The 11,386-nt window shown below is 70.4% G+C and carries 10 protein-coding genes; 7 read left to right on the top strand and 3 right to left on the bottom strand.

What is annotated here, in order from left to right; translation table 11 throughout:
- Nucleotides 1-122: 122 nt before the first annotated feature.
- The 3 genes from J7I44_RS04265 (at nt 123) to J7I44_RS04255 (ending at nt 3,414) form a co-directional block, all read left to right on the top strand.
- The gene (locus tag J7I44_RS04265) at nt 123-1,496 is read left to right on the top strand and encodes a M16 family metallopeptidase (protein ID WP_209616324.1); all 1,374 of its coding nucleotides are present in this window, start codon (nt 123-125) and stop codon (nt 1,494-1,496) included.
- An 8-nt stretch (nt 1,497-1,504) separates the two neighbouring features.
- A complete protein-coding gene (locus J7I44_RS04260; RefSeq protein WP_209616321.1) occupies nt 1,505-2,923 on the top strand; it encodes a M16 family metallopeptidase in 1,419 nt (472 codons plus the stop codon).
- A gap of 119 nt (nt 2,924-3,042) precedes the next feature.
- The gene (locus tag J7I44_RS04255; RefSeq protein ID WP_209616318.1) at nt 3,043-3,414 is read left to right on the top strand and encodes a VOC family protein; all 372 of its coding nucleotides are present in this window, start codon (nt 3,043-3,045) and stop codon (nt 3,412-3,414) included.
- A gap of 22 nt (nt 3,415-3,436) precedes the next feature.
- On the opposite strand, the gene J7I44_RS04250 is transcribed toward J7I44_RS04255, so the two are convergent.
- The gene (locus tag J7I44_RS04250; RefSeq protein WP_245187922.1) at nt 3,437-3,931 is read right to left on the bottom strand and encodes an NUDIX hydrolase; all 495 of its coding nucleotides are present in this window, start codon (nt 3,929-3,931) and stop codon (nt 3,437-3,439) included.
- Between the two features lie 101 nt (nt 3,932-4,032).
- Between J7I44_RS04250 and J7I44_RS04245 the strand changes: the two genes are divergently transcribed.
- Both J7I44_RS04245 and J7I44_RS04240 read left to right on the top strand, forming a co-directional pair.
- A complete protein-coding gene (locus J7I44_RS04245) occupies nt 4,033-4,824 on the top strand; it encodes a phosphodiester glycosidase family protein (RefSeq protein ID WP_209616312.1) in 792 nt (263 codons plus the stop codon).
- The gene (locus J7I44_RS04240; RefSeq protein WP_209616309.1) at nt 4,821-7,241 is read left to right on the top strand and encodes a penicillin acylase family protein; all 2,421 of its coding nucleotides are present in this window, start codon (nt 4,821-4,823) and stop codon (nt 7,239-7,241) included. The genes J7I44_RS04245 and J7I44_RS04240 overlap by 4 nt, the downstream gene beginning before the upstream one ends.
- 292 nt (nt 7,242-7,533) lie before the next feature.
- Here the strand turns inward: J7I44_RS04240 and J7I44_RS04235 are convergent, their stop codons facing one another.
- Nucleotides 7,534-7,923 carry a DUF3224 domain-containing protein gene (locus J7I44_RS04235; protein WP_209616306.1) on the bottom strand — a complete coding sequence of 130 codons (390 nt, stop codon included), beginning with the start codon at nt 7,921-7,923 and terminating at the stop codon, nt 7,534-7,536.
- Nucleotides 7,924-8,056: 133 nt separating this feature from the next.
- Between J7I44_RS04235 and J7I44_RS04230 the strand changes: the two genes are divergently transcribed.
- Both J7I44_RS04230 and J7I44_RS04225 read left to right on the top strand, forming a co-directional pair.
- Complete coding sequence (locus J7I44_RS04230) at nt 8,057-8,482, top strand: YciI family protein (RefSeq protein WP_209616304.1); 426 nt, start codon at nt 8,057-8,059, stop codon at nt 8,480-8,482.
- A gap of 54 nt (nt 8,483-8,536) precedes the next feature.
- Nucleotides 8,537-9,796: an RNA polymerase sigma factor gene (locus J7I44_RS04225; protein ID WP_209616301.1), complete on the top strand. Its 1,260-nt coding sequence runs from the start codon at nt 8,537-8,539 to the stop codon at nt 9,794-9,796.
- A 353-nt stretch (nt 9,797-10,149) separates the two neighbouring features.
- On the opposite strand, the gene dapE is transcribed toward J7I44_RS04225, so the two are convergent.
- On the bottom strand, nt 10,150-11,343 hold the full coding sequence (gene dapE, locus J7I44_RS04220) for a succinyl-diaminopimelate desuccinylase (RefSeq protein ID WP_209616297.1): 1,194 nt from the start codon (nt 11,341-11,343) through the stop codon (nt 10,150-10,152).
- Nucleotides 11,344-11,386: the final 43 nt, after the last annotated feature.

The raw sequence follows: 11,386 nt of genomic DNA, 5'->3' as shown, positions 1-11,386 counted from the left end.
CCGCGAACGCGGGGGAAGGCTGGCGACGGCACCCGCGCCGCCCCTCCCAAACGTCACTTGCACCCCCTCGCCCCCCCGCCGCAGGATCGGGCTTCCATTCGCGTGGACAGAAGGAGATGCAGATGCGCGTTTTACGCACGGCCGCCCTGGTGGCGGGACTGGGCCTGGCCCTGGGGGCGCAAGCCGCCGCCAGCGATACGTGGCAGTTGCCGGTCGCCGTCAAGAAGCTCGACAACGGCATGACCGTCGTCGTCTCGGAGGATCACAGCTCGCCCACCGTGGGCATCAGCTTGGTCTACCACGTGGGCATGCGGCTGGAGCCGCAGAACCGTACCGGCTTCGCGCACCTGTTCGAGCACCTGATGTTCGAGGGCACGCCGGATGCGCCCAAGGGCACCTTCGAACGCGTGATCCAGGGCGGCGGCGGCGTGTTCAACGGCTCCACCCGCGCCGACTACACCAACTACATCGCCTCCGCGCCCTCCTCCGCGCTGGCGCCGATCCTCTGGCTGGAAGCCGATCGCATGAAGTCGCTGGACTTCAGCGCGAAGAACCTCGCCAACCAGCAGAACGTGGTCAAGGAGGAGATCCGCGTCAACGTGAAGAACCAGCCCTACGGCCTGTTTTTCTGGACCGACCTCAACGCGCTGGCCTTCGACAAGTGGGCCAACAAGCACGACGGCTACGGCTCGTTCAAGGACCTGGACCACGCCTCGATCGAGGACGTGAAGACCTTCCACGACACCTTCTACCAGCCGGCCAACGCGGTGCTCGGCATCGCCGGCGACGTCACGCCGGATGAGGCTTTCAAACTCGCCCAGCAGTATTTCGGCCAGATCCCTGCGCGCGACCTGCCCAAGCGCCCGGACGTTTCCGAACCGCTCAACACCAAGCCGCGCCATGCGGAGGAAACCGACGCCCTGGCCAAGGTGCCGGCGCTGGCGGTCGGCTGGAAGATGCCACCGCGCGGCAGCACCGACCAGGTGCCGATGATGGTGCTCTCGCAACTGCTGGTGGGCGACAGCGCTTCGCGCTTCTACCAGGGCCTGGTCAAGGGCCGCGAACTGCTTCTCAACATCGAGGGCGGCATGAACTTCCCGCTCGGCGACGGCAGCGACTACGCCGGTCCCGCGCTGCTGGGCCTGTTCGCGATCTACAAGCCCAACGCCACGCCCGACCAGGTACTGGGCGCGCTCGACGAGGAGATCGCCAAGGTCGCCCGCGACGGCGTGGACGAGTCCACCCTGGCCAGCGTGAAGACCAAGATGCTGGCCGACTGGTACGGCGGGCTCGAGGCCTTCATCAACCGCGCCGACACGCTGGCCAAGCTGCAGACTATGTGGGGCGACGCCAACGTCGCCAACAAGATGCCCGGCTGGATCGAGGCGGTGACCGCCGACGACATCCGCCGCGTGGCCCGCACCTATCTCACCGACGCCAACCGCAGCGTGGTCGTGCGCCGCCCCGTCGCCGCCGCGAAAGCCCCTGCCAAGTGAGGACCGCCATGAAGACGAACAAGACGTTCAAGCTGCTCGCGCTGGCCGTGGGTCTTTCGCTCGCCGGTTTCGTCCACGCGACGGAGAAGCCGCTGCCGAAGGACCTGCCCGCCTACGGCCCGGAAAAGCCGCTGCCGACGCCGCAGATCCAGCAGCGCACCCTGCCCAACGGCTTGACCGTGTGGGTGGTGCCGCGCGAGGGGTTGCCCAAGGTCAACCTGGAACTGGCCGTGCTGGGCGGCACCGCAGCCGATGATCCGACGACGCCGGCCATCTCATCGATGATGGCGCGCCTGCTCGACGAGGGCACCGCCACGCGCAGCTCGCGGCAGATTGCCGAGAAGCTGCAGTCGATCGGTGGCGACTACGGCGCCGGGTCCGATGCCGACGCCGTCGTCATCCGCGCCAGCGCCCTCGCCTCGCACGCGCCCGCGTTGTTCGAGCTTGTCGCCGATACCGCGCTGCACCCGAGCTTCCCGGCCAGGGAAGTCGCGCTGGCCCAGGCCAACGCCATGCAGGAGCTGAAGGTGCAGGAATCCAGCCCGGCATGGCAGGCACAGCGTGCGTTCGACCATGCCGCGTTCGGCTCGCATCCGTATTCACGCGACTCGCTCAATGAGGCCGCCGTGCAGGCGAGCACGCCCGATGCGCTGCGCGCGCTGCACGATGCACGCTTCCAGCCCGACCGCGCGCTGCTGGTGATCGTCGGCCGCATCGACGCCGCACAGGCGTTTAAGCTGGCCAGCGAGCGGTTCGGCGGCTGGAAGTCGGACGGCAAGAAGCTGGCGGCGACCACCCCCGCGCCAAGCGAACCGGCGGCCAGACGCCTGATCGTGCCGCGCGAGGGCGCCGTGCAGAGCAACATCCGCTACGGCCGCCCGGTGATCGCCGCCAGCAACCCGGACTACATCCCGCTGACGGTGGCCGACACCATCCTCGGCGGCGGCTTCACCAGCCGCATCACGCAGGACATCCGCGAGGACAAGGGCTATTCCTACAGCCCGTTCTCCTCCTTCGATGCCCAGCGCGCCGGCGGCAGCGCGTTCGCCCGGGTCGACGTGCGCAACGAGGTTACCGGCGCCACCCTCACGGAGCTGGCCAAGCTGTACGACAGCATGGCCACGCAGGCGCCGAGCGAAGAGGAACTGACGGGCGCCAAGCGGCTGGTCGGTGGCATCTACCTGCTGCGCAACCAGATCCAGGGCGCGCTCACGGCGACCCTTGCCGGCTACTGGATCGACGGCCTGCCGCCGGACTTCGTGTCCCGCTATGTGGCCGACGCCAACAAGGTCACCGCCGAGCAGGTGCAGGCCATGGGGCGCAAGTATTTCGCGTCGAAAGACCAGAGCATCGTGGTGGTGGGCGATCCCAAGGCGATCGACGCGCAGCTCAAGCCGTTCGGCAAGTTCGAAGTGTTCAAGCCCTGAGCCGCCGCGGCCGCCGGCGCCCGCCGGCGGCCGCGTGCCTGTTTGTCCGTCGCCTTCACGCCCGCTCGACCGGCGTGCGAACGAAATCCGGTGCCCGACCCGAAGCGGAGGCCCGAGCCATGCAGAACCCGGTCGCCTGGTTCGAAATCTACGTACAGGACATGCCGCGCGCGAAAGCGTTCTACGAGGCGGTGCTCGGCGTGGCGCTGGAAAGGCTGGAGGCACCCGACACCAGTGAAATGTGGGCCTTTCCCATGCAGCAGGACGGCAGCGGGGCGGCCGGTGCGCTGGTGAAGATGGAAGGGATGCCCTCCGGCGGCAACAGCACGCTGGTCTATTTCTCCTGCGGCGATTGCGCGGTGGAAGCCGGCCGCGTCGCGGGCCAGGGCGGCAAGGTCATCAGGGACAAGTTCGCGATCGGGCCCTACGGGTTCATCGCGCTGGTGGTCGACACCGAAGGCAACATGATCGGCCTGCATTCCAGGCAATGACCCGCGCGCGGAAGGCGGCGGCTCAAAGGCGGCTGTAGGACCACGACTGCATCCGGCCGCCCTTGTAGGGCATCACGCCGTGGAACGGCCGCGGGTCCGCGTCGAACACCAGCGGCAGGAAGTGGCGGTCGCCTTCCCACATCGGCAGTTCCATCAGCCGCGCGCGTGGCACCCACTCCAGCGTGCCCTCGTGGTTGCCCGTGTGGCAGGTGCCTTCGAACTGGTCGATCAGGAAGATGAAGCCGAGCCAGTCCTCGCCCTGCTTGCCGAAGCCGGGCCAGTTGAGGGTGCCGCGCAGGCGCATCGAGGTGCACTCGATGCCGGCTTCCTCGCGGATCTCGCGGCGCATGCAGGCGGCGATGTCCTCGCCCGGCTCCATCTTGCCGCCCAGGCCGTTGTACTTGCCCAGGTGCTGGTCGTCCGGCCGGGCGTTGCGGTGGATCATCAGCACGTGTTCGCGGTCGGGCGAAAGCACGTAGCCGAGCGTGGCGACGATCGGGCAGTAGGCGGTCGACATCGGCAGGAAGCGGCGGCAAAGCGGCAAGTGTAGCGCCGGGGCTGAACATGCGCCCGCGCGCACACTTGCGCCTGTCGCGCCCGGGCGGCGACCATCGGGACATGACCCGTTGCATCCCACGCCCGCCGCTCGCCCCGCTCGTCCTCCTGCTGCTCGCCACCCTGGCCGGCTGCGCGCCGCAAGCCCGGGCACTGGACAGCGAGGAGCGCGCGTTCGAGGGGCAGAACTACCGCGTGGTCAGCATCGACCTCAAGCGCGAGCCGCTCACCCTGCACTGGCGCGCGCCCGACAGCGGCGAACCGTTCGGCAGCATCGACAGCCTGCGCCAGTGGGGCGAGAAGCATGGCCGGCGGCTGCTGTTCGCCGCCAACGCCGGCATCTACGACGCCGCGTTCAAGCCACTCGGGCTGTACGTGGAGGGCGGCAAGCGGCTGGTGCCGCTGAACATGGCGCACGGCAATCCCGCCTCCGGCAACTTCTCGCTGCTGCCCAACGGCGTCTTCGCGATCTATCCCGATGGCAAGGCGGCGGTCGAAACCAGCGCGGACTTCAAGGCCGATGGGCGGGAAGCGGCATGGGCCACGCAGTCGGGGCCGATGCTGGTGATCGACGGCCAGATCAACCCGGCCTTCGTGCACGACTCGGACAGCCTGAAGTGGCGCAGCGGCGTGTGCGCGCGCACGCCGCGGAACGTGGTGTTCGCCGTGAGCGAGGCGCCGGTCAACTTCCACGCGTTCGCGCGGCTGTTCCGCGATGAGCTTGGGTGCCGCGACGCGTTGTTCCTGGACGGCACCATCTCGCAGTTCTATCTGGACGGCGAAGGCTACGCCGGCGCGCCGGCCTTCATGGTCAAGCCCTACGCCGGCATGTTCGCCGTGTTCGCGCCCGAATGACCCGCCGCCGTTTCCGGTGGTGGCGCGCGCTGGCCCTGGCCGTGCTGGTGCTGCTGGTCGCGGTGTTCGCCACGGGCTGGTACCTGCTCGCCGGCAGCCGCGCGCGGCTGGATGGCGAGCTGGAGATGGCCGGTCTCGCCGCGCCGGTGACGATCGCGCGTGATGCCAACGGCAGCGTCACCATCGACGCGCGCAGCCGCGCCGACGTGACCTTCGCGCTGGGTTTCGTGCACGCACAGGAACGCTGGTTCGAGATGGACCTGATGCGCCGCGTGGCGGCGGGCGAACTGGCCGGGCTGGTGGGTCCGGCGGCGCTGGATTCCGACCTGGACAACCGACGCCACCGCCTGCGCGCGGTGGCCCAGGCGGCCTACGCAGCGATGACACCTGAGCAGAAGCAGGTGCTCGACCGCTACCGCGACGGTGTCAACGCCGGTCTCGCCGACCTGCGCGAGAAGCCGTGGGAATATGTCCTGCTGGGAAGCACGCCCAAGCCCTGGCGGTCGGAGGACGGCCTGCTGGTGATCGGCGCGATGTACCTGGACCTCAACGGTCACGGTCACAACACGCGCGAGCTGGACATCGCCCGCATGCGGGCGGCGTTGCCGGCGCCGCTGGTGGATTTCCTGCTCTCGCCCGATCCGGACTGGGAAGCACCGCTGACCGGCGCGCTGTCGCGCCCGCCCGTGTTGCCCGGCGCGGACGTGTTCGACCTGCGCGCACAACCGGCACCGGCCACGACGGCCGCATCCGTGGCCGCGGCGCTGGCGCCGGCGCTGGAGGCGCGCCATCCCGGCAGCAACAACTTCGCGGTCGCCGGCCCGCTCACCGACACCGGTGCGGCGATGCTCGCCAACGACATGCACCTGGGCCTGCGCGTGCCGGACATCTGGTTCCGCGCGCGCCTGCACTATCCGGATGCGACGGCGCCCGGCGGCATGCGCGACGCGGTGGGCGTGACCCTGCCCGGCACGCCGGCGCTCGTCGTCGGTTCCAACGGGCAGGTCGCCTGGGGCTTCACCAACAGCTACGGCGACTGGCTGGACTGGGTGCGGGTCACGCGCGACCCGGCCGATCCCTCGCTCTACAAGGTGCCGGGCGGCTGGGCGACGGTCGAGCGCCACGCCGAACACATCCACGTCAAAGGCGCGCCCGACCGCGTGCTCGACGTGCAGGCCACCCGCTGGGGACCGATCCTCGCCAAGGACACCGACGGCACGCCGCTGGCCCTGGCCTGGATCGCGCACGACCCGCATGCCTACAACCTGGGCCTGATGCAGCTGGAGCGTGCACCCAGCGTCGCCGCCGCAGTGGACCTGGCGCCGACCCTGGGCATGCCGCCGCAGAACCTGCTGGTCGCCGATCGTGAGGGGCATATCGGCTGGACGCTCGCCGGCAATGCGATTCCGCTGCGCCCGTTCGGCAGCCAGCCGCAGCAGCCGGCGGACTGGTCGCAGCCGGGCACGGGCTGGCACGGCTGGGCGCCGCCCTCGCAATACCCGCGCGTGGTCGACCCGTCCGACGGACGGCTGTGGACCGCCAACAACCGCACCGTCGACGGTCCCGCGCTGGACCTGCTCGGCAATGGCGGCCATGACCTCGGCGCGCGGGCGCAGCAGATCCGCGACGATCTGCGGATGCACGGCGTGTTCACCCCCGGCAACTTGCTCGACATCCAGCTCGATGATCGCGCGGTGTTCCTCACCCCCTGGCAGCGCCTGCTGCAGGACACGCTGGCGGGGACGTCCGATCCCGCACTCGGCGCGCTGCGCAAGCTCACCGCGACCTGGCGCAACCGCGCCGCGCCCGACAGCGTGGACTACCGGCTGGTGCGCGCCTTCCGCGCGGAAGTGCATCGACTGGCGCTGGCGCCGTTGGTGGCCAGGGTAAAGGCGCGCTACCCGGGCTTCGCCTGGCCCTCCGGCGCCGGCAACGCGGAGGCGGCCGTGTGGTCGCTGCTCCGCGACCAGCCCGCGTGGCTGCTCGACCCGCGCTACCGGAACTGGAACGCGCTGCTCGAGGACGCCGCGCGCCGCGTGGCGACGGCGCTGGGCGGGCAGCCGGGCGGACTGGCCGCGCGTACCTGGGGCGAGGTCAACCCCGCGGACATTCGCCACGCGCTCTCGCCCGCGCTGCCATCTTTCCTGGCGCGCTTGCTGGACATGCCCGACACGCCGCTGCCGGGCGACGCCAACATGCCGCGCGTGGCCGCGCCCGGTTTCGGCGCCTCCGAGCGGCTGGCCGTGTCGCCGGGCCACGAGGCGGACGGCATCCTGGAAATGCCCGGCGGCCAGAGCGACAACCCGCTCTCGCCCTATTACGGCGCAGGACACGCGGCATGGGTGGACGGCCGGCCCACCCCGCTGCTTCCCGGGCCGGCCAGATGGACCCTGACGCTGAACCCCGGCACGCGGTAACGGCGGCCCGCCCGGGGAAGTCGGCCTGGCGAAGACGACTGCAGGTGTGCAGGCGCCTTGAATTGGAAGCCCCCCGCCAACTTCCGCGCGAGCCCCGGCCCCTCACCCAAACCCTCTCCCCGGCGGGGAGAGGGCTTTAGTGCGGCCGCGCTTTCAACGGATCGAAACCTTTGCGCCCTCCCCCGCCCGGGAAGAGGGCTGGAGAGGGGCCGAGGTTCGCGCAGACGCCCGTTCGTCAGGCAGCAACCGCCGGGAAGGCCTCCGCCGTACCGGCGCCGCCGCGCGAGCAGCGCTAGGGCAACTCGTACGCGAACGTGTATTCGTGCCGCCCCTGCTCGATGCGGATGACCAGCTCCCCCTTGATGCCGGCAAGCTCACCGGTGCCCGAGTCCGGCACCACCGACACCTTCAGGCTGGGCGCGCCGCGCTCCATCAGCCCGTAATGCATCAGCACGAAACTGCCCTGCCGCCCATGCAGCGACCCGCTCACCCGCTCGATCGCCACGTAGCCGGCCGAACCGGGCACCTCGGTGCCGGCCGAGAGCATCTCGCCCAGGCTGGTGGCGTCCAGATCACCCTGGAAGCGCTTGTCGATCGACAGCCGACCGAGCTGCGCCGCTTCGGTACCGGGCGCGGCCGGCTGTGGGGCAAGCTTCACATCGAAGGTTCCGCTGGCGTGCATGGGGCTTCCGGTCGGCGATGGCAGGGCCGTCCATCATGCCGCAGACGCGGCGCGCCGTGATGTCGAAAACGCCGGCGCCCGCGCGTCGTGCCATCGGGAGCCGGCGTCCGCCGGCGCATGAAGGAGACAAGCGATGCGCTGCATGGTGATGGTCCGCGCCACGGCCGAATCGGAAGCCGGGGTGATGCCGAGCGAAAAGCTGATGCGCCAGATGATGGCGTTCAACGAGGAACTGGTGAAGGCGGGCGTGATGCTGGCCGGCGAAGGCCTCAAGCCCAGCGCCGCGGGCAAGCGGGTCTACTTCGCCGGCAACGGCCGCAGCGTGGTCGACGGGCCCTTCGCCGAGGCCAGCGAGCTGATCGCCGGCTTCTGGCTGTGGCAGGTGCGCTCGATGGACGAGGCGCTCGAGTGGGCGCGCCGCTGCCCGCCACCGTTCGAGGGCGAGTGCTCGATCGAGATCCGGCCGCTGTTCGAGGCCGACGACTTCGGCGAGGCGATGACGCCCGAGATGCGTGAGGCAGAGGAGCGCCTGCGCGCCGACTTGGCCGGCAAGGCATAACACCCGGCCGGGACGGCCTTGCCGGCCCGTGCTGGCGGTGGTCTGATCGGCCGCATGAGCCAAGCCGACACCCACCGCGCGATCGAAACCGTCTGGCGCCTGGAAGCGCCCAAGCTGGTGGCTGCGCTGATCCGCGTCGTGCGCGACATCGACCTGGCCGAGGAGCTGGCGCAGGACGCGCTGGTCGCGGCGCTGGAGCGCTGGCCGACGTCGGGCGTGCCGGACAATCCCGGCGCATGGCTGATGACCGCGGCCAAGCGGCGCGGCATCGACCTGCTGCGGCACCGCCAGCTGGTCGAACGCAAGCACGCGGTGCTGGATGGCGACCCGGAGCACGAGGCGTTCACCATGCCCAACCTCGAAGCGCTCGACGACGACATCGGCGACGACCTGTTGCGGCTGATCTTCACCGCATGCCATCCGGCGCTGTCCACCGAAGCCCAGGTGGCGCTCACCCTGCGCCTGCTCGGCGGGCTCACCACCGCCGAAATCGCCCGCGCCTTCCTGACCGCCGAGCCGACCATCGCCCAGCGCATCGTGCGCGCCAAGCGCACGCTGGCGGACAAGCGCGTGCCGTTCGAGGTGCCGCGCGGCGCCGAACTCCAGACCCGGCTGGCGGCGGTGCTGGGCGTGATCTACCTGGTCTTCAACGAGGGCTACACCGCCACCGCCGGCGACGACTGGATGCGCCCGGCGCTATGCGAGGAAGCGCTGCGCCTGGGCCGCACGCTGGCTGGCCTGATGCCGCGCGAACCGGAGGTGCTGGGACTGCTCGCGCTGATGGAGATCCAGGCCTCGCGCAGCCATGCGCGGGTGGGCACCGATGGCCGCCCGGTGCTGTTGATGGAACAGAACCGCGCGCTGTGGGACCAGCTGCTCATTCACCGCGGACTGGAGGCGCTCGAACGCGCCGGCCGGCTCGGCGGCTCAGACGGAGCGTACACGCTGCAGGCCGCCATCGCCGCCTGCCACGCCCGCGCGGCCACCGCCGCGGCGACCGACTGGCCGCGCATCGCCGCGCTCTACGCACGCCTGGCGCAGGTGGCGCCTTCGCCAGTGGTGGAGCTCAACCGCGCGGTGGCCGTGTCGATGGCCGAGGGACCCGCCGCGGGGCTGGCGCGGGTCGATGCCTTGCGTGAGGTCGGGGCGCTGGCCGGCTATCACCTGCTGCCGGCGGTACGCGGCGATCTGCTCGCGAAACTCGGACGCGGCGACGAAGCGCGCGCGGAATTCGAACGGGCGGCGCAAATGACGCAGAACGCGCAGGAACGGGCGGTGATGCTGGATCGGGCGGCCGGGTGTGGAGCCACATAGAACATGCCTCGCTGCCCCCGCCCTGAATCTTCTCCCGTTGTGGAAGTAAGACCGAGGTGAGGGGCCGGGGTCCGGCGGGAATCCTGGCAGAGCCCGCCCGAACCACCTCTCCGGCAAGAGCGGCCCCTCACCCCAACCCTCTCCCCGGAGGGGAGAGGGAGCGAAAGGATTCCGCGCTCCGGGGGGAGAGGGAGCGAACGGATCCCGGCGCTGCGTGGCGCGAGGCGAGCAAGCGTTCGCAGACCGCCCGCTCTGCTTCCCCTTCCGGGGAGAGGACCGAGGTGAGGGGGCGGGGCTCGCCTGAAATCACGGCACGGCCACGCCTTGGTTAGCTCCCCGGCGAGAGCGCCCCCTCACCCCAACCTTCTCCCCGGAGGGGAGAGGGAGCGAACGGATCCCGGCGCTGCGTGGCGCGAGGCGAGCAAGCGTTCGCAGACCGCCTGGTAAAGCCCTGGCAACCGCTCCAGGTCCGCCACGGCCACGCACTCATCCACTTTGTGGATGGTCGCGTTGACCGGCCCCAGCTCCACCACCTCGGCGCCCAAGGGCGCGATGAAACGCCCGTCGGACGTACCGCCGCCGGTGCTCTGCTCCGGCTCCACGCCGCAGAGCTCGCGGCAGACGCCGAGCACCGCTTCGCGCAGGCGACCGCTCGCGGGGCTGAGGAACGGCTCGCCCGAAAGGTTCCAGTCCAGTTGCCAGTCCAGGCCGTGGCGATCGAGGATGGCCTCGGTGCGCGCGCGCAAGTCCGTGGCCGTGCTGGCCGTCGAGTAACGAAAGTTGATCAGTGCGACGAGCGCACCGGGAATCACGTTGGTGGCCCCCGTGCCGGCGTTGAGGTTGGAGACCTGGAACGAGGTCGGCGGGAAGTCCGCGTTGCCCGCGTCCCAGCGGGTCGCCGCCAGTTCGGCCAAGGCGGGGGCAAACGCATGGATGGGGTTCTTCGCCTTTTCCGGATAGGCCACATGGCCCTGCACGCCGCGCACGGTGAGCGTGCCGGATAGCGAGCCGCGGCGGCCGACGCGGATCAGGTCGCCCAGCCGCTCTTTCGACGAGGGCTCGCCGACCACGCACCAGTCCAGCCGCTCGCCACGCGCCCGGAACGTCTCGGCCACGCGACGCACGCCATCGAGATTGGTCGGACCTTCCTCGTCGCTGGTCAGCAGCAGCGCGACGCGGCCGGCGTGCTGCGGGTGCGTCGTCACGAATCGCTCGAGCGCCAGCACCATCGCGGCAACCGAACCCTTCATGTCGGCCGCGCCGCGGCCGTAAAGGCGGCCATCGCGCACCGCCGGCTCGAACGGGGAGCTGCGCCATGCGCTTTCAGGACCGCTCGGCACCACATCCGTATGGCCCAGGAAGACCAGCGTGGGACCTTCGCCGCCGTGCGTCGCCCACAGGTTGTCGACCTCGCCGTGGCGCAGGTGCTCGATGGCAAAGCCCATCCGTGCCAGCCGTTCGGCGATCAGCGCCTGGCAGCCGGCATCCTCGGGCGTCACCGAGCGGCGGCCGATCAGCTCACGGGTCAAGTCCAGTACGTCGCTCAAGCCAACCTCCACCTGCCTGCGAAAACCCGGTAGGAGCGCACTT

It is taken from the genome of Frateuria flava (assembly GCF_017837635.1).
Classification (GTDB): domain Bacteria; phylum Pseudomonadota; class Gammaproteobacteria; order Xanthomonadales; family Rhodanobacteraceae; genus Frateuria_A; species Frateuria_A flava.
This window is presented reverse-complemented; position numbering and strand designations above follow the sequence as displayed.

Excerpts from the sequence above, each read along its gene's own strand:
- J7I44_RS04225 (WP_209616301.1), top strand. The coding sequence starts at position 8,537 with ATGAGCCAAGCCGACACCCACCGCGCGATCGAAACCGTCTGGCGCCTG.
- J7I44_RS04245 (WP_209616312.1), top strand. The coding sequence starts at position 4,033 with ATGACCCGTTGCATCCCACGCCCGCCGCTCGCCCCGCTCGTCCTCCTG.
- J7I44_RS04260 (WP_209616321.1), top strand. The coding sequence starts at position 1,505 with ATGAAGACGAACAAGACGTTCAAGCTGCTCGCGCTGGCCGTGGGTCTT.
- J7I44_RS04255 (WP_209616318.1), top strand. The coding sequence starts at position 3,043 with ATGCAGAACCCGGTCGCCTGGTTCGAAATCTACGTACAGGACATGCCG.
- J7I44_RS04240 (WP_209616309.1), top strand. The coding sequence starts at position 4,821 with ATGACCCGCCGCCGTTTCCGGTGGTGGCGCGCGCTGGCCCTGGCCGTG.
- J7I44_RS04230 (WP_209616304.1), top strand. The coding sequence starts at position 8,057 with ATGCGCTGCATGGTGATGGTCCGCGCCACGGCCGAATCGGAAGCCGGG.
- J7I44_RS04235 (WP_209616306.1), bottom strand. The coding sequence starts at position 7,923 with ATGCACGCCAGCGGAACCTTCGATGTGAAGCTTGCCCCACAGCCGGCC.
- J7I44_RS04265 (WP_209616324.1), top strand. The coding sequence starts at position 123 with ATGCGCGTTTTACGCACGGCCGCCCTGGTGGCGGGACTGGGCCTGGCC.
- J7I44_RS04250 (WP_245187922.1), bottom strand. The coding sequence starts at position 3,931 with ATGTCGACCGCCTACTGCCCGATCGTCGCCACGCTCGGCTACGTGCTT.